Source organism: Microbacterium sp. 2216-1, assembly GCF_046507855.1.
Lineage (GTDB): Bacteria > Actinomycetota > Actinomycetes > Actinomycetales > Microbacteriaceae > Microbacterium > Microbacterium esteraromaticum_C.
Window position 1 is genome coordinate 493,285 of the sequence record NZ_JBKFTM010000001.1, and the last position, 22,692, is coordinate 515,976.

The window sequence follows — 22,692 nt, forward strand, 5'->3', positions numbered from 1 at the left end:
CCGTCCTGTTCTCGGGATTCGTCCTGCTCTCGGTGACGCGATGCCCACACCTCACCTGCGCGCCCGGTGCAGCCCCTGGGCGACGGCGTTGATGATCGTCTGCTGCACGTAGGTCGGGTCGAACATCACTTGTTGGTAGTCGAAGCGCAACACGGTGTACCCGAGCAAGGCCAGCCGGGCGTCCTGACGCAGGTCTCGGCGGCGGTCCTTCGGCTTGCGGTGATGTGTGAACCCGTCCAGCTGCACCACCAGACGTTCGCCGATCAGCGCGTCCACAGGGTGCCCGTCGATGACCACCTGCTGCTGCACCGCGACTCCGCAGCTGCGCGCAATCGCCAGGAACCGGGTCTCCACACCAGAGTCCGACAGGGTGCCGACGACGTCGAGCACGTTCTGCACCGCGGTGCTGTGCCATGCCGTGCGGCGCAGCTGGGGGAGCGTCACGAGACCGATGCGCAGGGCCGACTCCCAGATCGCGGTCGCATCCGAGGGTTCCTGGCATCGACCCACGTGGTAGAGCACGTTCAGTATCGGATCCTCCACGGCGAAGCGCGCGACGGGCGCCGGGCCCGGTGCCCAGTGCAGCACATGCTCGTGATCCCCGATCCGCGACGACGTCGACGGGATCGCGAGGTGCACCCGGGGATCATCGGTAGACCACAGTCCGAGCCGCTTCGCCGCCGTCACACACGTCACACGGCCGCTCACCTCAGCCGCCGCGCGGTGCGCACGAGAACACTGCGGCGTGACGAGCCAGGAGCGTCGCACCCGCTCGGCCCTGCTGGCCTCGACTGCGCTCCGCATCTCGTGCACGGAGTAGCCGGCGGCGCGCAGATCGCTACTGTGTGCGACGCCGCCCCGCGCCGCGTCGCCGGGTGGCGGCGCCACCGAGAACAGGACGGATGCTGAGAACAGGGCGGATGCCGCAGAATCAGCCTGTTCTCAGCAACGGGCCTGTTCTCGTGCGGGCAGCGCGGGCAAGTGCGAGCACGCCCGGCGAGATCGGGGCGGTGACCGCACGGAAGGGCGATGTCGGCCCGACGGGTAGGGTGGAGGGGTGAGCATGGACATCGAGATCGGCCGAGGCAAGCGTGCGCGACGCGCCTACACGTTCGACGACATTGCGGTCGTGCCGTCGCGACGCACCCGCAACCCCGAAGACGTGTCGACGGCCTGGACGATCGACGCGTTCTCGTTCGACATCCCGGTGATCGGCGCGCCGATGGACTCGGTGATCAGCCCGCAGACGGCGATCATGCTGGGCCAGCTCGGCGGCGTCGGCGTGCTCGACCTCGAGGGCCTGTGGACCCGGTACGAGAACCCGCAGCCGATGCTCGACGAGATCGCCGCTCTGCCTGCCGAGCAGGCGACCGTGCGCATGCAGCAGCTCTACTCCGAGCCGATCAAGCCCGAGCTCATCAAACAGCGCCTCGCCGAGATCCGCGAAGCCGGTGTCACCGTGGCCGGCTCGCTGACCCCGCAGCGCACGCAGGAGCTGTACGAGACCGTCGTGGCCGCCGGTGTCGACCTGTTCGTGATCCGCGGCACCACCGTGTCGGCCGAGCACGTCTCCAGCGTCACCGAGCCGCTGAACCTGAAGAAGTTCATCTACGACCTCGATGTGCCCGTCATCGTCGGCGGCGCGTCGACCTACACCGCGGCGCTGCACCTGATGCGCACCGGAGCGGCTGGTGTGCTCGTCGGTTTCGGTGGGGGAGCAGCATCCACGACGCGCGTGACCCTCGGCATCCACGCCCCCATGGCGACGGCCGTCTCGGACGTCGCCGCGGCGCGCCGCGACTACCTCGACGAGTCGGGCGGACGCTACGTGCACGTGATCGCCGACGGCGGCGTGGGCACTTCCGGCGACATGGTCAAGGCTCTCGCGATGGGTGCGGATGCCGTCATGCTGGGCGTCGCGCTCTCGCGTGCCACGGATGCACCCGGTCAGGGCTTCCACTGGGGTGCTGAGGCGCACCACCCGCAGCTTCCGCGCGGACGCCGTGTGGCGGTCGACCGCGTCGCGAACCTTGAAGAGATCCTGTACGGCCCGGCCCCGGTCGCGGACGGCACCGCCAACCTGATCGGCGCGCTGCGCAAGTCGATGGCCACCACCGGCTACTCCGACCTGAAGGAGTTCCAGCGGGTCGAGGTCGTGCTGGCGCCGTACGAACTGGGATGACGACACGAGCCGGGATGAGCACGACGGAGCCCGACGCGACACCGCGATTCGCCCCCACGCTGCGCGAGGTCATGCTGCGTCCGCGCTGGATGGGCGTGCTCGGGCTGTGCTTGATCGTCGCCGGCGTGTTCGCCTGGCTCGGACAGTGGCAGCTGGCCAGTGCGATCGATACCGACCCGCCTCCGCCCGGTGCGACCGAGCAGGTGCTCTCGCTGACCGAGGTCATCGAACCGGGCACATACCTCGCTGAGGAACTGGGCGGGCAGAAGGTCACCACCAGCGGCACGTGGGTGCCCGAGGACTTCATCGTCATCTCGTCGCGCGTGAACGACGGTGCCGAGGGCTACTGGGTCAGCGGCCAGTTGCGGGTCGCTGAGCGCACGTCGATCGCCGTGGCGCTCGGGTGGGCTCCGACGCGCGAGCAGGCGGATGCCGCCGTCGCGTCCCTCACGCAGGCGGGCGCCGTACCGGCTGAGCTGCAGGGGCGACTCATCGACGACGAGGGTGTTCAGGTGCCGCCGAGTACCGAGCCGATGCGGCTGGATCGGATGTCTCCCGCAGCGCTGCTGAGCCGCTGGCACGACACCGAGCAGCTCGATGTCTACCGGCCGTACCTGGCCTCGATCGAGGCTCCGCAGGGGCTGGTCGACATCAGCTCGCCGGCACCCGAGCTGAAGTCGCCGATCAACTGGCTCAACATCTTCTACGCCATCGAGTGGGCGGTCTTCGCCGGCTTCGCGTTCTACCTCTGGTATCGCCTTGCGCGCGATGCGTGGGAGCGCGAGGTCGAGGAGTTCGAGGACGCCACGAGTAGCGCAGCCTGAGCGGGTTCTTCGCACCAGGCCGCGCCGCAGGCTGACGCGCGCGACAGCTGTTCCGCTGCCGTTCACCCCGGCGACGCTTTGGTGCTTGCCCGGTGTCGGCGCCGACCCCTATGGTCGCATTCATGCGCGTGTTCCCGTGGCACGCGTCGGTCGCGGGGTTCACAGCACCTCCTGACCGTTCACCGATGGAGGAGACTGCAACGATGATGCCCGATCTCCGGGACGCGAGCCGCACGGCTTCCGCACCCCGACACCGGATGCGAGCGCGCTGGGGCGCACTCGCACTGACGACCGCATGCGCGATGAGCCTCGGAACGCTCGTCGCCACCCCCGCCTTCGCCAACCCGGCAGGCACGGGCGTGGTCATCAACGAGGCGTACCTGTCCGGCGGAAGCGCCGGCGCTGCGTTCACGCACAAGTTCGTCGAGCTGTACAACCCGACCGACCAGGACATCGTCCTCGACGGCATGTCGCTGCAGTACCGCTCTTCGGGCGGCACGGGGGAGTTCACCGGGCTCGGTGTGCTGACCGGCACGATTCCTGCCGGTGGCTACTTCCTGGTGCAGGCGAACAGCAACGGATCCAACGGTGCAGCACTGCCGACGGCCGATGCCGAGACCTCCCTCTCGCCGAGCGGCACGAAGGGCACCCTCGCGCTGGTGCAGGGCACCACGGCGATCACGCTGACGCCCGGTTCCTCCGCGGGTGCTGAGAACGTCATCGACCTGCTCGGCTACGGCACCTCCAACACGTTCGAGACCGCCGCGGCGACGGCGCCGTCGAGCAACACCGACGTCAAGTCGCTGAACCGCACCGACGCGGTCGATACCGACGACAACAGCGCCGACTTCTCGCTGTCCGTCGACATCACTCCGACCAACGCCGCCGGCGAGACCAGCGGCGAGACCGACGGTGGTGACGGCGGCGACGGGGGTGACGGTGGCGCCGTGATCGAGGCGACCATCGCCGAGGTGCAGGGCACCGGCGGTGCGTCTCCGTGGGTCAACGAGACCGTCAAGGTCGAGGGCGTCATCACCGCCGACCACCGCACCGGTGGATACAACGGCATCGTCATCCAGACCGCCGGTTCCGGTGGCAGCGACGCCGCGCGCGAAGCATCCGACGGCGTGTTCGTCTACCTCAACGGCAAGAGTGTTCCTGGTGAGATCGGCGATCTCGTCTCGGTGACGGGAGTGGTCGGAGAGTACTTCGGTCAGACCCAGATCACGCCGGCGTCGGCATCCGATGTCACCGTCGTGACCGCCGAGGCGGGCCTGCCCGCGCTCACCCCGCTGCCCGCCACGGTCGTCGGCGACGACCGCGAGGCCTACGAGAGCATGCTCGTCGTGCCGACCGGCGACTACGCGGTGGCTTCCAGCCACCAGCTGTACAACTACGGAACGCTGTGGCTGAACCCCGGCGAGCTGAACGTCAAGAGCACAGAGATGCACCGGCCCGGTGCCGACGCCGACGCCGTCGCGGCGGCCAACCGTGCTGAGCGCATCCTGCTCGACGACGGCTACAGCATCCAGGTCAGCAACGCGGCCCACCCGGGCGGTCAGCCGTACTTCACGAAGGATGTCGTCGTGCGCAACGGCGACGTCGTCGACTTCGGCGACAACGGCTTCGTGCTGCAGTACGGCTTCAACGACTGGCGTCTGCAGCCCACGACTCCGCTGAACAGCGAGTCGCCCGCGGCACAGAAGGTCACCTTCGAGACGAAGAACCCGCGCCCCGAGGTTCCGGCCGTCGGTGGCGACGTGCAGGTCGCGGCGTTCAACGTCTACAACTACTTCACGACGCTGCGCTCCGAGAACTCGGATGCCCGTGGCGCCGGCGACGCGGCGCAGTTCGCGATCCAGAAGTCGAAGATCGTCACGGCGATCAACGATCTGGACGCTGAGATCGTCGCGCTGATGGAGATCGAGAACTCGGTCAAGTTCGGCGACCCCGTCGACACAGCGCTCGCCGACCTCGTCGACGGGCTCAACGCCGCCGCCGGCAGTGAGGTCTGGGACTACGTGCCCACGCCCGAGGTGCTGGACAACGCCGCGATCACCGACTTCATCACGAACGCGATCATCTACAAGAAGGATGCGGTCTCGACCATCGGCGACAGCGCCTCGATCGTCGACGAGACGGTGTGGAACATCGCTCGTGAGCCGATCGCGCAGGCGTTCGACATCGACGGCCGCACCGTCACCGTGGTCGCGAACCACTTCAAGTCCAAGGGCGGTAGCGGTGCTGAGCCGGCCGACGGACAGGGGCGTTTCAACGCCGAGCGCGTCGAGCAGGCCGAGTCGCTGCTGGACTTCACCGAGCAGCTCGCCGATGACGCGGGCAGCGAGGACATCCTGCTGATCGGCGACTTCAACGCCTACAGCGAAGAAGACCCGATCGACGTGTTCGCCTCGGAGGGGTGGAGCAGCCTGGTCGCTGACCGCACCGACGGCCAGTACACCTACACGTTCGACGGTGAGCTCGGCTCGCTCGACCACGTGATCGCCTCGCCGTCGCTGGCGCCGTCGATCACCGACGCGGCCGTATGGTCCATCAACTCGCCCGAGTGGAGCGACCGGGGCTACGCCTTCGGCGCCGCCGAGACCGGCACCCCCTACCGCTCGAGCGACCACGACCCGATTCTGGTCGGCGTCTCGGCGTCGGCCCCGCCGGTGAGCATCGACATCGCTACGATCAACGACTTCCACGGTCGGATCGAAGCCGATGGTGCTGCGGCTGGTGCCGCGGTCCTGGCCGGTGCGGTGCAGCACGTGCGCGACGAGAACCCGAACACGATCTTCGCCGCCGCCGGTGACCTGATCGGCGCATCGACGTTCACGTCGTTCATCAACAACGACGAGCCGACCATCGACGCGCTCAACGCCGCCGGGCTCGATGTGAGCGCCGCGGGCAACCACGAGTTCGACCAGGGCTGGGAAGACCTGCGAGACCGTGTGCAGGACCGGGCCGACTGGGAGTACATCGCGGCGAACGTGTTCCTGACCGACACCGGTCAGCCTGCGCTCGCCCCGGCCTGGGTCAAGGAGATGGACGGCGTGCGCGTCGGCTTCGTTGGCGCCGTGACCGAGGATCTTGGTTCGCTGGTCCGCCCCGAGGGCATCGCCGACCTCGAGGTGCGCAGCATCGTCGACTCGGTCAACGCCGTGGCCGACGACCTGCGTGACGGCAACAGCGCCAACGGCGAAGCCGACGTGGTCATCCTGCTGGTGCACGAGGGCGCGTCGACCGTCGTGGTCGAGGACATCACCCCAGACACCCCGCTGGGCGAGATCGTCTACGGCGTCGACGGCGACGTGGATGCCATCGTCTCGGCCCACACCCACCTGGCCTACAACCACGTGATCGACGGACGCCCGGTGATCTCGGCCGGTGAGTACGGCAAGAACCTCGGTGTGATGAACCTGCAGGTCGACCGCGACACCAAGGAGCTGCTCTCGATCGAGAACGAGATCCGTCCGCTGGCCACCGAGGTCGCACCGCGCCAGTGGGAGGGCAACTACCCGGCCGTTCCCGAGGTGCAGCAGATCGTCGACGCCGCCGTAGCGGAGGCCGACGTGCTCGGTGCCGTCAAGGTGGGCGACATCACCGCCGACTTCCTGCGGGCACGCCAGAGCGACGGCACCACCGAGAACCGCGGTGGCGAGTCGACGATCGGAAACTTCGTCGCCGACGTGCAGCAGTGGGCGACCGACGCCGACGTCGCACTGATGAACCCGGGTGGTCTGCGGGCCAACCTCACCTTCGCGTCCTCGGGCGCCGAGGACCCGGATGGCAACGTGACCTACCGCGAGGCGGCGACGGTGCAGCCGTTCGCCAACACGCTGGTCACGCAGCAGCTCACCGGTGCGCAGCTCAAGAGCGTGCTCGAAGAGCAGTGGCAGCCCGAGGGCGCCAGCCGTCCGTTCCTCAAGCTCGGCGTCTCGGAGGGGCTGGTGTACACCTACGACCCGACCGCCGCTCAGGGCGAGCGCATCACCTCGATGATGCTCGACGGTGAGGAGATTGACATGTCGGCCAGCTACACCGTCGCGGCCAACTCGTTCCTCGCCGGTGGTGGCGACAACTTCGCCACGCTCGCCGAGGGCACCGACAAGCGCGACACCGGCCGCATCGATTTGCAGTCGATGGTCGACTGGTTCGACGCGAACGGCACCGCGACCCCCGACTACGCGCAGCGTGCAGTCGGCGTGGTGCTCGACCCGGCAGATGACGAGTTCAGCGCCGGCACCGAGGTGACCGTTTCGCTGTCGTCGCTGGCGTTCAGCGCCGGTGAGCCCGCACCGGGCGAGGTCACGCTGTCGCTGGGCGCGACTCAGCTGGCGTCGGGCGCGATCGACCCCGCCGTCGTCGACACCACCGACGAGGTCGGGCGTGCGAGCCTGACGTTCACGGTCCCGGACGACGTGACCGGTGCGCAGACGCTCACCGTCGCGGTCGCTTCGACCGGCACGGTCGTGCAGGTGCCGTTCCGCATCGCCGCCGAGGTTGCCGAGGGCACGATCTCGCTCGACCGCTCCACGGTCGCGGCGGGCGAGTCGGTGACGATCTCGGGTGAGGGCTTCCCCGCCGGCGAGAAGGTCATGCTCGAGCTGCGTTCCACGCCGGTTCAGCTCGGCTCGGCGACCGTTCGTGAGGACGGCACGCTGTCGGCCACGGTCATGATCCCGAAGGGCACCGCGGCCGGTGAGCACAGCATCGTCGCGATCCTGACCGATGGATCCGAGGCGAGCGCGAAGCTCACGGTCACCGCGGCCGGTGGCGACACGGGCTCCGGTGACGGCGACCTCGCCACCACGGGTGCCGACTCGACCGCCTTCATCGTGCTGGCCGTGCTTCTGCTGGTGGCCGGTGGGGCGCTCGTGCTGATCCGCCGCCGCATGCGGGCATGAGTGCATGCCGGCTGACGCTCGAGGGATGATTCCCCAGGGCTGAAAGCCACGGGCCCGCCGCAGACGACACGTCTGCGGCGGGCCTTCGCGTTGCCCCGCACAACGCGCCAATCGCCCGCGCGCTCGGCGGCTAGAATGGAGGGCATGCCCGAGCCCAGAGTCGCCAGCTTCCCGGCGATCCGCGGAGCGCTGAAGTTCTATCAGATCGCATCGATCATCACCGGCGTCATGCTGCTGTTGCTCGTCGCCGAGATGGTGCTGAAGTACACGCCGATCCGTCTCGAACTCTTCCTCGGAGGGTCCGGCGGATTCCTCTGGTTCGCCGATGTCATCGAAGGTCCCGAGGGCCTGGAATCGACCGGTGATGGGATCAACCTGTCGCTCGGCGTCCTCATCGTGCACGGCTGGTTCTACGTCGTGTACCTCTTCGCCTGCTTCCGCATGTGGAGCCTGATGCGCTGGAAGTTCCTGCGATTCATCTGGCTCGCCCTCGGTGGCGTCATCCCGTTCCTGTCGTTCATCATGGAGGCGCGGGTCGCGCGCGACGTGAAGACGTACCTCGCCGAGCGGGAGGCCGCCGACGTCGCGGCTGGAGCAGAACCTCAGAACTCTCAAACGGAAGGTGCCCGGTGACCGAGCAGACCGAGACCCAGCAGCGCCCCGCGCTCGTCGTCGATTTCGGCGCACAGTACGCCCAGCTGATCGCCCGCCGCGTCCGCGAGGCCGGCGTCTACAGCGAGATCGTGCCGCACACGGCGACGGCTGAAGAGATCGCCGCCAAGAACCCGGTGGCGCTGATCCTGTCGGGCGGTCCCTCGTCGGTGTACGAGGACGGCGCCCCCAAGCTCGACCCGGCCGTGTTCGATCTCGGTGTGCCCACGTTGGGCATTTGCTATGGGTTCCAGTACATGGCGCAGACGCTCGGCGGCGAGGTGGCACACACCGGCTTGCGCGAGTACGGCGCGACCGACGCCCACATCACGGCAGAGGGCAGCACGTTGCTGGGCGACCAGCCCGCCGAGCAGAACGTGTGGATGAGCCACGGTGACCAGGTCGCCCGCGCGCCCGAGGGCTTCGAGGTGCTCGCCTCGACCGATGCCACCAAGGTCGCGGCGTTCGCTGACGAGAACCGTCGTTTCTACGGTGTGCAGTGGCACCCCGAGGTGAAGCACTCCGATCACGGCCAGGCCATCATCGAGAACTTCCTGCACAAGGGGGCGGGCCTGCCCGCCGACTGGAACAGCGACAACGTCATCGCCGAGCAGATCGAGCGCATCCGCGAGCAGGTCGGCGACGCCCGCGTCATCTCGGCGCTCTCGGGCGGTGTCGACTCGGCGGTTTCGACCGCCCTGGTTCACCGTGCCATCGGCGACCAGCTGACCGCGGTCTTCGTCGACCACGGTCTGCTGCGCAAGGGCGAGCGCGAACAGGTCGAGAAGGACTACGTCGAGTCGACCGGTGTGCGTCTGATCACCGTCGATGCCGTCGACACGTTCCTGGGGCACCTGGCCGGGGTCACCGACCCCGAGACCAAGCGCAAGATCATCGGCCGTGAGTTCATCCGTGCGTTCGAGCAGGTGCAGCGCGATCTGGTCGAAGAGGCCAAGGCCACGGGTGGCGCGCCCGTGAAGTTCCTCGTGCAGGGCACGCTGTACCCCGACGTCGTCGAGTCCGGCGGCGGATCGGGTACCGCGAACATCAAGTCGCACCACAACGTCGGCGGCCTGCCGGACGACCTCGACTTCGAGCTCGTCGAGCCGCTGCGCGCGCTGTTCAAGGACGAGGTTCGTGCGATCGGTCGTGAGCTCGGCATTCCTGAGGCGATCGTCGGGCGTCAGCCCTTCCCGGGGCCCGGCCTCGGCATCCGCATCATCGGCGAGGTGACTCGCGAGCGCCTCGAGGTTCTGCGCGAGGCCGACGCCATCGCGCGCGAGGAGCTCACCAAGGCCGGCCTCGACCAGACGATCTGGCAGTGCCCGGTCGTGCTGCTCGCCGACGTCCGTTCGGTGGGCGTGCAGGGCGATGGACGCACCTACGGGCATCCGATCGTGCTGCGTCCGGTGTCGTCGGAAGACGCCATGACCGCCGACTGGACCCGCCTGCCCTACGACGTGCTCGCGAAGATCTCGAACCGCATCACCAACGAGGTGCGCGAGGTCAATCGGGTCGTGCTCGACGTCACGTCGAAGCCACCGGCAACCATCGAGTGGGAGTGAGAGAAGGGGTCGCGAGAGCGGCCCCTTCTTCGTCTCTGGCACCCGTCATCCGCTGAGAAACCACTTCCCGTCTGAGAAACCACGCGTGAGGTGGTTTCTCATGCGGGAAGTGGTTTCTCGGCGGGACGTGGTGACGACAACAATGCCCCGGGCACATGAAAAGGGCCGCCCTCTGAGGAGAGCGGCCCTTTCGAGAAGAACGTCCGTCAGTCGCTGCCGCGCAGGATCGCGATCATCCGCAGGATCTCGATGTACAGCCAGACGACGGTGACCATGATGCCGAAGCCTCCGAGCCAGCCGTACTTGCGGGGGGCGCCGTTGCGCACACCCTGCTGGATCTGGTCGAAGTCGAGCACCAGCGAGTACGCGGCCATGAAGACCACGAGCACGCCGATGATCAGGCCGAGCGGGATGCCCGCGACCTCGATGCTGCGCATACCGAAGGCGCCACCGGCCATCGGGACGCCGACCCACATCAGGATGAGGTTCAGCACCGAGAACGCCAGGTAGCCGAACATGGCGATCATGAAGATCTTGGTCATCTTCTTCGAGGCACGGATCTTGCCGCTGGCGAACAGGGCGAGGGTCACACCCACGACGGCGAGGGTAGCGAGGGTTGCCTGCATGACGATGCCGGGGAAGATGGTCTCGAACCAGGCCGAGATCGCACCGATGAACAGACCCTCGAAGGCGGCGTACGCCCAGATGAGCGCCGGACGCACCTTTTTGCGCGAGGTGAACGTCACGACCAGGGCGAGCACGAACCCGCCGAGGGCGCCGACAATCCACGGCGTGAGGTCAGCGCCGAGCTGCCCGGTGGTCGGGTCGATGTACAGCGTCGACATCGTCCACATCCAGCCCGCGACAGCGGTGACCAGCAGGATGCCGAACAGGCCGACGGTCTTCCAGATGGTGTCCTCGACGGTCATCCGGTCGGTCTCGATGGCGCCGGCGGGCGGAGCGGCGAACATGCCCTCCAGCTGCGCGTTCGCGGCGGCATCCGCAGCGGCGTGCTGAGCCGACGGCGGCGGCGGGGGCGCGTACTGCGTCGACGCGCCGTTGCCGCTGCGCGGCTCCTGGAACGCCGGGTTGTTGAATGCGAAGTTGCTCATTGGTGGCCTCTACTCCCGAGGGATCGGTCAACGCTTACCCCCACGATACCGGGACGAGGCTATGAGCACGCTCGTTTACGCTGAGAACGTGCCCAGGAGATCGCCACTTGTCATCGGGCACCGCGGTGCACCCGGATACCGCCCCGAACACAGCCGCTCGTCGTACGAACTCGCGTTCGCGATGGGCGTGGACGCTGTCGAGCCCGACGTCGTCGCCAGCAAGGACGGCGTGCTCGTGCTGAGGCATGAGAACGAGATCTCGGGCACCACCGACGTCGCTGACCGGCCGGAGTTCGCCGACCGCCGAACGACCAAGAAGATCGACGGGGAGTCGCTGACCGGCTGGTTCACCGAGGACTTCACCTGGGCCGAGCTTGCCACGCTGCGCACGCGCGAGCGGCTGCCGAAGATCCGCCGGTCGAGCGCGAGCTTCGATGACGCCCAGCCCATCCTGCGGCTGACCGACCTGCTCGAGATGGTGCGCCGGGCGTCGGCCGAGCACGGTCGCGAGATCGGGGTCGTGCTTGAGGTGAAGCACGCCACCTACTTCGCGGGCATCGGACTCGACCTGGTGCCGCTCATCGAGCGTGATCTGCGCGCGACCGGCTGGGCCGACGGCGCTCTGCCGCTGATCGTCGAGGCCTTCGAGTCGACGCTGCTGCACCGCCTCAGAAAGACCGGTATCGCGGCGTCCTTCATCTATCTCATCGAGGCGAAGGGCAAGCCCTTCGACCTCGTCACCGCGCACGGTCGTGCCGCTCCCAAGTACGCCGACGAGGTCACGCCGGCCGGGCTCGACGCGCTTGTGGGCACGGTGGATGGCATCAGTGTGAACAAGCGGATGCTACTGGCATCCGACTCCACGCTGGTGGCCGATGCGCACGCACGCGGCCTGCGCGTGTTCACGTGGACGTGCCGCCCCGAGAATGCGTTCCTGTCGGCGCCGTACCGCGCCGGTGGCGGCAAGGCCGCCTTCGGCGACTACGAGTCGGAGTGGGGCGTGATCGCCCGCACCGGCGTCGATGGCGTGTTCGTCGACCACCCCGACCTGGGCGTGGCGTTCTTCCGCGGCTGAGGGTTCGCGCCCGTCGTCAGCGCGTTGCGCGCACGATCTCTTTGCCGAGCGGCATGAGTGAGATCGGCACCATCTTGAACGCGGCGATGCCCATGGGGATGCCGATGATCGTCAGGCACATCGCCACACCGGTCACGATGTGCCCGATGGCGAGCCACCATCCGGCCAGCACGACCCAGATGATGTTGCCGAGCAGTGAGCCGACGCCCGAGGTGGAGCGGTCGACGACGTCGCGCCCGAAGGGCCAGAACGCGTAGTTCGCGAGGCGGAACGACGCGATCGCCCACGGGATCGTGATGATCGGAATGCACAGCAGTATGCCCGCGAGCACGTAGCCGAGGAACATGGACCACCCGGCGAAGATGACCCAGATGATGTTGAGGATGGTGCGCATGCCCTGATTCTCGCATCACCTGTCCTAGGCTTCGGGGCATGTGTGGAATCAGTGCGGAGGGGGTGCGCCGCTCATTCGGGTCGGTGCACGCAGTGTCGGATGCCACGTTCCGGGCGGAACCGGGGCGGGTCACAGGGCTGGTCGGCCCGAACGGAGCGGGAAAGACGACGCTGCTGCTGATGCTGGCGTCGCTGCTGGCGCCGGATGCCGGCAGCATCCGCATCGGTGATGTCGATCCGGTCGCGGACCCGGCGGCGGCACGGCGGATGCTGGGATGGATGCCCGATGCGCTGGGCGCCTGGCCGTCGCTGACCGCCCGCGAGAGCATCGTGACCACCGCGCGCCTGCATGACATGTCGCCGGCCGACGCGGCCGCCCGTGCGGATGAACTGCTGCATGTGGTCGGTCTCGCCGAGCTCGCGGCGTCACCGGCGCGGGTGCTCTCGCGCGGACAGAAGCAGAAGCTGGGGCTCGCCCGCGCGCTGGTGCACGACCCGCAGGTGCTGCTGCTCGATGAGCCGGCCTCCGGCCTCGATCCCGAGGCGCGCGTGCACCTGCGCGTGATGCTGCGCGATCTCGCCGCGCAGGGCAAGACCGTGCTGATCTCCAGTCACGTGCTCTCCGAGTTGGAGGAAGTCGTCGACGACGTCGTCTTCATGGTCGCCGGGGCAATGGTCGATGCCGCGGGAGCGCCCTCGGCGCGCGCGTATCGGGTGCGGGTGGCGGGTGCGGATGCCCGTGCCGGCGTCGCAGAGGCGCTGGGCCTGCCGGCGGAGAGCGTGGGGGCCGACCGGGGTGACGCGCTGGTGTCGTTCACCGATGACACCGCTGCCGTCGAGGGGCTGCGCCGCATGATCACGGCGGGACTGCCGGTGCTGGAGTTCGCACCGGCGCAGAGCGCCCTGGAGGAGTCCTTCCTGGCGCTGCGGCAGCCGGGCGGTCAGCATCCGACGCCGCCGCAGACCCCGGACGCACCCCAGGAAGGAGCGGGCGCATGAGCTTCGCACGCATCACCACCCTCGCCCGACTCGAACTCACGCAGCGCCTGCGCAGCGTGGGCTGGTACGTGCTGCTGGGCGTCTTCGTACTGCTGCTGATCGGCATCACGCTGCTGTCGTTCATGGTGTTCTCGTTCCAGAGCGAACCGAACGCGGGCGTCTACTCGATCGTGGTCAACTTCGTGTTGCTGCTGGTGGTGCTCGTCTCACCGACGTTGAGCGGCAACGCGATCAACGGCGACCGTGAGGCCGCCACCCTCGCACCCGTGCAGGTCACCGCAGCGACGACCGGTGACATCATGCTGGGCAAGCTGCTCGCCGCTGTCGCGACCGGCTCGATCTTCCTGCTGATCGCCGTGCCGTTCCTGCTCATCAGCATGCTCGGTGGTGGGGTGACGGCGGGGATGCTGATCGTGTCGTTGCTGGTGCTGCTGGCCGAGATCATCGTCGTCGCCGCGATCGGCGTGGGACTGAGCGGGCTGATCGCACGACCGCTCTTCTCGATCGCGACCACCTACCTCGCCGTGGCCGCGCTCGTCGTCGGAACGCTGATCGCCTTCGGACTCGGCGGCACGGCGATCCAGTCCGAGGCGCGTGGCTACGAGCGGCCGTGGGATGAGACGACCGGTGAGCCGGTGTGCGATGAGTGGGTGGAGGTCAATTACAACCAGCCCCGTTTCGACCTGGTGTGGGGATTCCTCGCGGCCAACCCGTTCGTGGTGCTCGCCGATGCGACCCCGACGACCTTCTCTCACGGGTATCCGAACGACCTCTTCGGACAGGTGAAGGTCGGCGTCCGTCTGGCCCAGCTGCCGCCCGAGATCGAGCGCTGGGACGCCTGCGAGAACGGGTGGATCGAGAGCCCGACGTCCCAGGAGCAGATCGAGGACACCGTACCGAGCTGGTTCGTGGGACTCGGGCTCCAGGCGCTGATCGCCGGCGGTCTGTTCGCGGGCGCCTGGGCGCGCACGAGAACGCCCGCGCGGCGCTTGCCGCCGGGTACCCGGATCGCCTGAGCGGTCGGCTGCGGCCGCGCCTCAGGCGCGGTCGCGGCGCACGTGGCGGCCCGAGATCGTCTCGGGCGTCAGCCGCAGCGCGCGCGAGCGGTCGCCGCCTGCCCACGGGTGCTTGTGTGCGGCGCCGGGAGCGGTCGCGACCTCCGCGGCGTCGATCTCGGATGCCCGAGTGCTCAGCAGTACGCTCCAGCCGCTGCCCGCAAGGTCGTCGTGGTGATCCACCTCGAAGGCGATGGGGGTGTCGGGGAGGGGGCTCAGGATGCCCTCGGGTGCCGTGCGGATGAGGACGTCGCGTCCGTCGAGCACGTAGTTGACGGGCAGGATGAGCACGCGATCGTCGGCGACGAATCCGACGCGACCGACCGTGGTCGTCGTGAGGAGTTCGAGGCACTCCTGCTCGGTGAGCTCCGCGATCATCATGGCCTCCCAGCGTTCACGTGGCTCGAGCGTACCCGGCGTCGGAGGCCCGCTCTAGACTCGTAATGACATGACCGACGCACCTCTCATCGTTTCCGGAACGCCCGATTCGACCCCGAACGGCGACCCGCTGCTCGCCGGGCTCAACCCGCAGCAGCTCGAAGCCGTCACTCATCGCGGCAGCGCGCTTCTGATCGTGGCCGGTGCCGGATCCGGCAAGACGAGTGTGCTCACGCGCAGGATCGCCCTGCTGCTGCGCCAGCGTGAGGCATGGCCCAGTCAGATCCTGGCCATCACGTTCACGAACAAGGCCGCCGGTGAGATGCGTGAACGCGTCGAAGGACTGGTGGGCGAGGCCGCGCGCGGCATGTGGATCTCGACCTTCCACTCGGCCTGCGTGCGGATCCTGCGCCGTGAGGCCGAGCAATTCGGGTTCACGAAGTCGTTCACGATCTACGACTCGGGCGACTCGCGCGCCCTGCTCAAGCGCCTGGTGAAAGAGCACGAGGCCGACGCGTACGGGCTGACCCCCGGAGCGGTGCAGTCGCGCATCTCGAAACTGAAGAACGAGCTCACCGATGCCGAGGGGCATGCCCGTCAGGCGAACCTGAGCGACCCCGCAGAGCGCAAGTTCGCCGACATCTTCAGCGACTACCAGCGGGCGCTGCAGAAGGCCAACGCCTTCGACTTCGACGACCTGATCGCGCAGACGGTGTTCCTGTTCCGGGCGTTCCCGAAGGTGGCAGACACGTACCGGCGCCGGTTCCGACACATTCTGGTCGACGAGTATCAGGACACCAACCACGCCCAGTACGCGCTCATCCATGAGCTCACCCGTCCGGTCGCCGCCGAGGCACCCGATCCGTATGCCTCGAACGGCATGATGATCTTCGAGCCCGAGACGGCCGAAGCCCAGGCCGGTGCGTCGCTGACCGTCGTGGGTGACTCAGACCAGTCGATCTACGCGTTCCGCGGAGCCGACATCCGCAACATCACCGAGTTCGAGCGCGACTTCCCGGGGGCGAAGGTCGTGCTGCTCGAGCAGAACTACCGGTCGACCCAGACGATCCTGTCGGCGGCCAACGCGGTGATCGGCAACAACTTCGACCGCAAGGCGAAGAACCTGTGGAGTGACCGCGGCGCGGGCGACAAGATCGTCGGCTTCACCGGGTACTCGCAGCACGACGAGGCGCAGTTCGTCGCCGATGAGGTCGAGGCGCTGCGTCGCACCGGAATGCCGTACTCCGAGATGGCGGTGTTCTACCGCACCAACTCGCAGTCTCGCGCGCTGGAAGAGATCTTCATCCGCGCCGCTGTGCCATACAAGATCATGGGTGGCACCAAGTTCTACGAGCGCGCCGAGATCAAGGATGCGCTGGCCTACCTGATCGCGGTGGCGAACCCGGCCGACGAGATGGCCGTGCGTCGCATCCTCAACCGGCCGCGCCGCGGCATCGGCGGGGTCACCGAAGCGTCCATCGCGATGTTCGCCGAGCAGCAGGGCATCAGCTTCCGCGATGCGCTGCGCTCGCCGGCGTCACTCGGCGTCGGGCCGAAGATCCAGGCGGCGATCACCCGCCTCGATGCCGTGCTCGACGAGGCGATCGAGATTCTGCTGCCTGCCTCGGGCGAGGTGCCGCCGTCGACCGCGGTCGCCGAGGCGCTGACGGTGCTGCTCGACAAGAGCGGCTACTTCGAGGCGCTGCGTGCGAGCCGCGACCCGCAGGACGAGGCGCGTCTGGAGAACCTCGACGAGTTCGTCGCCGTTGCGCGCGACTTCGCACGCAACAACCCCGACGGCACGATCGCCGACTTCCTCACCGAGGTGGCGCTGGTCTCGGATGCCGATGACCTCGACGACGAGTCGGGCTCGGTCTCGCTGATGACGATGCACACCGCCAAGGGACTCGAGTACGACGCGGTGTTCGTCACCGGTGTCGAAGAGGACCTCATTCCGCACCGCATCTCGGCGGGGGAGCCCGGTGGCCCTCAGGAGGAGCGGCGGCTGTTCTACGTCGGCATCACGCGGGCGCGCAAGCGCCTGCACCTGTCGTTGGCGATGACGCGCGCTCAGTTCGGCGAGGTGTCGGTCGCGATGCCGAGCCGGTTCCTGCAGGAGATCCCGGCCGACCTCGTCGACTGGCGGCAGTCGCCCGGAGACATCAACTCGCGCGGCGGCTCGCCCTCGCGGGCCGTCAATGCGCGCCGTTCCGGCGGAGGGTTCGGCGCGAGCGGCGGTCGCTCCGGTGATCGCTTCGCGCCGACGGCGCTGCCGAAGGGCGCCGGACTCAAGCCGCTTTCGACGGCGATGGATCGCTTTCCGAACAAAGTCACCGGCAAGGTGCGCGACAACGGCGATCTCGAACTGGCCGCCGGCGACCGGATCCGCCATGACGACTTCGGTGAGGGGCGCGTCGAGGCTGTCACGGGTGAGGGCGCCAAGCGCATCGCTCACGTGCGCTTCGATGGGGCCGGGCAGAAGAAGCTGCTCATCAAGATCGCGCCGATCACGAAGCTGTAGCCCGGGATGCGGTGCTCGTCGTCCGGCGCTCACCGCGCGGCAAGGCGGATAGGCTGGCTGATATGGCCCTCTTCTCTCGCCGCAAGAAGTCCGTCGATCAGCCCGCCGTCGGTGAAGACGCCGCAGCAGCGGAAGACACCACCGGCGAGGTGAGCCCGCAGCCGAGCGCCGCAGCTCCGATGGATGCCGAGACGGCTGCCGCGGGCGAGCAAGACGCCAAGAATGCCGAGTCTGCGGTCGACGACGCACCCGCGACCGAGGCCGTTCCCGCGGTCGGCATCTCGGTGCAGGCGTTCCGTGGCGTCGGGGCCGATGCTGGCCCGGAGGTCGCGTTGCCCGCCGACGAGGCCACGGCATCCGCGACGCCGCAGCGACCCGTGGCACCCGTCGCAGCCGCGCGCCCGACCTCTCCCGGCGATGCGATGCCCACCGAACAGCAGACCGTGCCGCGCCTGCCGCTGGCCGCGGCTGTGCCGCCCGAGCAGACGCACACCGTCGATGGGCTCAACGACAACGTGCTGCTGCGTGAGGCGCTGGCCGAGCTTGCCGAGGGCGCCACGAACGAGCAGCTCATCGGCGTGATGCGGCAGTCGCTGCAGAGCCACCTGTACCTGCGGGTCAACGGCGATGCCCGCGAGCAGCTCAAGAACGGTCAGCCCCTCGCCGTCGGCGTCATCCGCGACGGCGAGCGCTCGTTCATGCTCGCCTACAGCTCGGGCAAGGCGCTGCGCGACTCGGTCGAGGGGGCCGAAGACGCCGCGTCGACCTCGGCTATCGCACAGCCGGTCACCGCCGTCTACCAGCAGGTCGTCTCGGGCGGGTTCGCCGGGGTGATCATCGACAACTCCTCGGCCCCGCATCGTGCGGTCTTCCCGACCGAGTTGCTGCAGAAGGCGCTCGAGCAGGGCGATGAGAACATGGCGGTCAAGAGCCTGCTCGCCGCTCCCCGTGACGAGGGCACCCCGGTGCGCGTCGCCGAGGCACTGGCCAAGACCCGCAGCTGGGTCGCCGTGAACGACGGTTCCAACGGCAAGCCGGTGGGCATCGCCGAGGTGCACACCACCGACGGCAACCGGTACCTGCAGGTGTTCTCGCACCCGCTCGAGGTCGTCGCGCTCGGTCGCAACGACCGGCCGATGCCATTCCAGCCCGAGCAGCTGGCGAAGGTGCTGAGCGATCACAGCGAGATCGCGGGCGTGATCGTCGACCTCGGCGGCCCGTCGCTCGCGATCGACCGCGACGCACTGAGCGCACTGCTGGTGCTCGCGATCAACGTCGACGACTGATCACCCGGACGCGAAGGTCTGTCGCGGCGCGCACTCAGCGCCTAATGTCGGGGGCATGGCCTCCGAACGCGTGACCGTGACTGTGCACGACACCGACGGCGAGCGCGACGTGTCGCTGTCGAGCCTGAACAAGGTCATCTGGCCGGTCGACGGCGCCGACGGAATCACCAAGGCCGAGTACGCCGACTACGTGCAGCAGGTTTCGGTGCCGTTCCTGGCATCCAACGGACACCGGCCGGTGTCGCTGGAGCGGTTCCGTGAGGGGGTGACAACGGCATCCGGTGGCAGGGCCGAAGGGTTCTTCTCGAAGAACCCGCCCAAGGGCACACCCGACTATGTTGATGCCGTCACCGTCACCTACAACAGCGGCCGGCGGCATCCGCAGATCGTGTTGAACCGCGCCAGCGCGATCGTATGGGCCGTGCAGATGAACACGATCGTGTTCCATCCGTGGGCGTCGCTGGCCGGCGACACCGACAACCCGGTTGAGCTGCGCATCGACCTGGACCCGCAGCCGGGCACGGGGATCACCGAGACCGTGGCCGCGGCGCACGAGCTGCGCGCGGTGCTCGCCGAGGCGGGGCTGGAGGCCTTCATCAAGACCAGCGGCAACCGGGGACTGCACGTGTTCTGCCCCATCGAGCCCGCATGGGAGTTCCTCGTCGTCAGACATGCCGTGATCGCCGCCGGGCGTGAGCTGGAGCGGCGGATGCCCGACCGGGTGACGATGAACTGGTGGAAGGAGGAGCGCGGCCAGCGCGTCTTCGTGGACTTCAACCAGGCCAATCGCGACCGCACGATGGCCGGCGCATACAGTCCGCGGGCGATTCCGGGCGCACCGGTGTCGACACCGCTGCACTGGGACGAACTCGATGACGTCGATCCGACACGGCACACCGTGCGCAGCATCCCGCATCGGCTCGCCGAGGTGGGCGACCCGTGGGCCGACATGCATCGGGCGCCGGGGCGCATCGACACGCTGCTGGAATGGTGGGAGCGCGATCTCGCGAACGGGCTGGGCGAACTGCCCTTCCCTCCCGAGTTCCCCAAGATGCCCGGCGAGCCGCCGCGCGTGCAACCGAGCCGCAAGGTCGCCGCGCACTGGGATGACAGCGCCGAGTGAGGCGACTCAGATCAGCACCCTTGCCAGGTCGTACCCGGTCACCGTCTCGAGTTGCTCGTACGTGCACGAGCGCGCGTCGCGATCGGGACGCCACCGTGCGAACTGCACCGTGTGCCGGAACCGATCGCCCTCGAGCTGGTCGTAGCGCACCTCCAGAACGCGCTCCGGCCGCAGCCGTACGAACGACACGTCCTTCGCACCGCTGAATCGCGACCGTTCCCCCGCGCCGGTCACGGCCGCCCCCGAGTCGTCGCGTTCGACGAGGGGCTCCAGCTCGGTCACGAGCTGACGGCGCATGGCATCCGACCACGCCGCCACGCCGCCCACCTGACGCAGCGCACCGTCGGCGTCGTACAGGCCGACCAGCAGCGATCCGACGCCCGACCCGCTCTTGTGCATCCGATACCCGAGCGCGACAACGTCGGCGGTGCGGGCGTGCTTGATCTTGATCAGCGTCCGTTTGCCGGGGGCATACGCATCATCCAGGGGCTTCGCGACGACGCCGTCCAATCCGGCGCCCTCGAACTCGGCCAGCCACCGCCGGGCGAGATCGGGATCGTCAGTGGTGCGGGTCAGGTGCAGGGGAGGGGCGGTGCGTGCCAGCATCCGCTCCAACCGTGCCCGGCGCTCACAGAACGGCAGCGGCTGCAGATCGTCGGCACCCTCGGCGAGCAGATCGAAGGCGATGAACGACGCCGGCGTCTCGGCCGCGAGTCGCGCGACGCGCGAGGCGGCGGGATGGATGCGCTGGCTCAGCGCGATCCAGTCGAGTCGCTGCGCGCCCGCCTCGCCGGTGGCGACGACGATCTCACCGTCGAGCAGGCAGGGGCCGGGCAACAGCGCGGGCAGTTGCTCGACCAGCTCGGGGAAGTACCGGGTCAGCGGCTTCGCGCCGCGGGAGCCGATCCGAAGCTCCGTACCGTCCCACGCGATCAACCCGCGGAAGCCGTCCCACTTCGGTTCGTAGAGCAGCGGACGCTGCGTGGGATCGGGAACGGATGCCGCGGCCTTGGCCAGCATCGGTGCCGGGATCTCGTACATGGCATCCATTACCCCGCACGCGGCCGGCGCCCGCAACCCCGACGTGCCGCCGGCAGTTCGGGACGCCCACTTCTCAGGGGAACAGCGTGTCGAGCGCGACGGGCGTGCCGGCATCGCGCAGCGCGGTGCGGGCCGCGTGCCAACCGGCCATCCCGCTGACGCCGGGGCCGGGCGGGGTGGACGCCGACGCCAGGTACACCCCGCGCATCGGCGTGCGCCACGGCGAGGGCGAGAGCACGGGGCGGCGGAACGCCTGACGGATCGTGAACGCACCGCCGAAGATGTCACCGCCAATCTCGCTCGGGTTCAGCAGCGCGCGATCGGATGCGGCGACGGCGCGACTGGTCAGAATCCGGTCGCGGAAGCCGGGGGCGAAGCGCTCGATCTGGCGCGTGATCAGCTCGGTCGGGTCGAGCCGCGAACCAGCCGGCACGTGTATGTACGTCCACAGCACCGAGTGACCCGTCGGTGCCCTGCTGTCATCGAACACCGACGGTTGCACCGCCAACACGTACGGGCGATCGGCGACCGTGCCGCGGGCCAGGGCGTTCTCGCTCTCCCAGACCTCCTCGCGCGTGCCGCCGACATGCACGGTCGGAGCGTGCGCCACCTGCGCATTCGCCCACGGCACGGGGCCGTCGAGCGCGAAGTCGACCTTGGCGGCGGCCGGGCCGTAGCGGTAAGCGCGCAGCGCCCGGGCGTAGCCGGCGGGGATCCGCGGATGCGTCAGCGCCAGTCGCGGCGATGAGTTCAACAGCAGCAGATCCCCCTGCGCGGGGTCACCCCAGTCGAGCGCCGCCACGTCGTCGACGTACCGACCCGTGCGCACCCGGCCGCCGTGCGCTTCGAGGTCTGCGACCAGGGCATCCGCGATGCGCTGCGCCCCACCGCGCGGGTACGGCCAGCCGGCTGCGTGACCATGAGCGGCCAGCAGCAGTCCCGCCGCCGCTCCGCTGAGCGAGGGCAAGGGCACATTCGCATGCGCGATCACGCCGGACAGCAGCGCGGCACCGGCCTCGGTGCGCAGGGACGTCCGCGCCAACGGGGTGCCCTGTTCGAGCATCCGAATGCCGAAGCGCGCCGCCGCGACCGGGTCTCGGGGCAGGCGCAGCAGGGTGTCGCCGGTGAAGTCGACGACCCCCTCGATGCGTCCCACCAGGGGGCGCAGCAGGGCCCGCCAGTGTCGGCTGTCGGGGCCGAGGGCATCCGCCGTGCGCTCCAGATCGCGCCACGCAATCGCGGCGCGACCGTCGTCCAACGGATGCGCGTATGAGATCTCGGGAGTGATCCACTCCAGGCGGGAGGCCAGGTCGAAAGCGCGGAAGAACGGCGACGCGACCGTCGCCGGATGCACCGCCGAGCAGACATCCCACACGTATCCCGGCAGGGGTGCGGGCTCGGTGCGCACACCACCACCGACCGTCGCCGCGGCCTCGAGCACCTCGACCTCGTAGCCGGCGCGGGCCAGCGACACCGCCGCGACCAGCCCGTTCGGTCCGCTGCCGATGACTGTCGCCCGTGCCATGCCCTCAGTGTCGCACGGCGGTCGGCCAGGGGCGGGGAAACGGCTGTCGGCG

Annotated in this window: 17 protein-coding genes; 11 read left to right on the top strand and 6 right to left on the bottom strand. The window is 68.8% G+C overall.

The features are described from left to right. Positions 1–51: 51 nt before the first annotated feature. On the bottom strand, positions 52–639 hold the full coding sequence (locus tag ACLD0U_RS02240; RefSeq protein ID WP_410339710.1) for an endonuclease domain-containing protein: 588 nt from the start codon (positions 637–639) through the stop codon (positions 52–54). 424 nt (positions 640–1,063) lie between these two features. Between ACLD0U_RS02240 and ACLD0U_RS02245 the strand changes: the two genes are divergently transcribed. The 5 genes from ACLD0U_RS02245 to guaA all read left to right on the top strand — a co-directional run bounded on the left by ACLD0U_RS02245 (position 1,064) and on the right by guaA (position 10,132). After that, on the top strand, positions 1,064–2,182 hold the full coding sequence (locus ACLD0U_RS02245) for a GuaB3 family IMP dehydrogenase-related protein (RefSeq protein ID WP_206551259.1): 1,119 nt from the start codon (positions 1,064–1,066) through the stop codon (positions 2,180–2,182). Between the two features lie 14 nt (positions 2,183–2,196). Then, entirely contained in the window at positions 2,197–3,006 is an 810-nt protein-coding gene (locus ACLD0U_RS02250; RefSeq protein ID WP_410339711.1) for an SURF1 family protein, read from the top strand. Positions 3,007–3,209: 203 nt separating this feature from the next. Further along, positions 3,210–7,916 carry an ExeM/NucH family extracellular endonuclease gene (locus tag ACLD0U_RS02255; protein WP_410339712.1) on the top strand — a complete coding sequence of 1,569 codons (4,707 nt, stop codon included), beginning with the start codon at positions 3,210–3,212 and terminating at the stop codon, positions 7,914–7,916. 144 nt (positions 7,917–8,060) lie between these two features. Next, positions 8,061–8,549: a DUF3817 domain-containing protein gene (locus ACLD0U_RS02260; RefSeq protein WP_222445387.1), complete on the top strand. Its 489-nt coding sequence runs from the start codon at positions 8,061–8,063 to the stop codon at positions 8,547–8,549. Further along, positions 8,546–10,132, top strand: a complete 1,587-nt coding sequence (gene guaA, locus ACLD0U_RS02265) for a glutamine-hydrolyzing GMP synthase (protein WP_179411565.1) — start codon at positions 8,546–8,548, stop codon at positions 10,130–10,132. The genes ACLD0U_RS02260 and guaA overlap by 4 nt, the downstream gene beginning before the upstream one ends. A 206-nt stretch (positions 10,133–10,338) precedes the next feature. Here the strand turns inward: guaA and ACLD0U_RS02270 are convergent, their stop codons facing one another. Further along, the gene (locus ACLD0U_RS02270) at positions 10,339–11,244 is read right to left on the bottom strand and encodes a Bax inhibitor-1/YccA family protein (RefSeq protein WP_410339713.1); all 906 of its coding nucleotides are present in this window, start codon (positions 11,242–11,244) and stop codon (positions 10,339–10,341) included. An 88-nt stretch (positions 11,245–11,332) separates the two neighbouring features. Between ACLD0U_RS02270 and ACLD0U_RS02275 the strand changes: the two genes are divergently transcribed. Then, positions 11,333–12,319: a glycerophosphodiester phosphodiesterase family protein gene (locus ACLD0U_RS02275; protein WP_410339714.1), complete on the top strand. Its 987-nt coding sequence runs from the start codon at positions 11,333–11,335 to the stop codon at positions 12,317–12,319. A 16-nt stretch (positions 12,320–12,335) separates the two neighbouring features. Here ACLD0U_RS02275 and ACLD0U_RS02280 read toward each other — a convergent pair whose 3' ends face one another. Continuing rightward, positions 12,336–12,713 (bottom strand): YccF domain-containing protein, encoded by a 378-nt coding sequence (locus tag ACLD0U_RS02280; RefSeq protein WP_179411562.1) that lies wholly within the window; start codon positions 12,711–12,713, stop codon positions 12,336–12,338. A 38-nt stretch (positions 12,714–12,751) separates the two neighbouring features. Between ACLD0U_RS02280 and ACLD0U_RS02285 the strand changes: the two genes are divergently transcribed. Then, positions 12,752–13,711, top strand: a complete 960-nt coding sequence (locus ACLD0U_RS02285) for an ABC transporter ATP-binding protein (RefSeq protein WP_410339715.1) — start codon at positions 12,752–12,754, stop codon at positions 13,709–13,711. Continuing rightward, positions 13,708–14,727, top strand: a complete 1,020-nt coding sequence (locus tag ACLD0U_RS02290; RefSeq protein WP_206550358.1) for an ABC transporter permease — start codon at positions 13,708–13,710, stop codon at positions 14,725–14,727. The genes ACLD0U_RS02285 and ACLD0U_RS02290 overlap by 4 nt, the downstream gene beginning before the upstream one ends. 21 nt (positions 14,728–14,748) lie before the next feature. On the opposite strand, the gene ACLD0U_RS02295 is transcribed toward ACLD0U_RS02290, so the two are convergent. Then, positions 14,749–15,147 (bottom strand): pyridoxamine 5'-phosphate oxidase family protein, encoded by a 399-nt coding sequence (locus ACLD0U_RS02295; RefSeq protein ID WP_224817382.1) that lies wholly within the window; start codon positions 15,145–15,147, stop codon positions 14,749–14,751. A 67-nt stretch (positions 15,148–15,214) separates the two neighbouring features. Here ACLD0U_RS02295 and ACLD0U_RS02300 point away from each other — a divergent pair, with 67 nt between their 5' ends. The 3 genes from ACLD0U_RS02300 (at position 15,215) to ACLD0U_RS02310 (ending at position 20,074) form a co-directional block, all read left to right on the top strand. After that, positions 15,215–17,665 (top strand): ATP-dependent helicase, encoded by a 2,451-nt coding sequence (locus tag ACLD0U_RS02300; protein ID WP_410339716.1) that lies wholly within the window; start codon positions 15,215–15,217, stop codon positions 17,663–17,665. A 62-nt stretch (positions 17,666–17,727) separates the two neighbouring features. Then, on the top strand, positions 17,728–18,951 hold the full coding sequence (locus tag ACLD0U_RS02305) for an SseB family protein (protein ID WP_410339717.1): 1,224 nt from the start codon (positions 17,728–17,730) through the stop codon (positions 18,949–18,951). Positions 18,952–19,006: 55 nt separating this feature from the next. Next, positions 19,007–20,074, top strand: coding sequence for a DNA polymerase domain-containing protein (locus tag ACLD0U_RS02310; RefSeq protein ID WP_410339718.1), 1,068 nt, complete (start codon positions 19,007–19,009; stop codon positions 20,072–20,074). Between the two features lie 6 nt (positions 20,075–20,080). Here the strand turns inward: ACLD0U_RS02310 and ACLD0U_RS02315 are convergent, their stop codons facing one another. Together ACLD0U_RS02315 and ACLD0U_RS02320 are read right to left on the bottom strand one after the other, a co-directional pair. Beyond that, on the bottom strand, positions 20,081–21,115 hold the full coding sequence (locus ACLD0U_RS02315) for an ATP-dependent DNA ligase (protein ID WP_410339719.1): 1,035 nt from the start codon (positions 21,113–21,115) through the stop codon (positions 20,081–20,083). 73 nt (positions 21,116–21,188) lie between these two features. Beyond that, positions 21,189–22,640, bottom strand: coding sequence for a phytoene desaturase family protein (locus tag ACLD0U_RS02320; protein ID WP_410339720.1), 1,452 nt, complete (start codon positions 22,638–22,640; stop codon positions 21,189–21,191). Between the last annotated feature and the right edge of the window lie 52 nt (positions 22,641–22,692).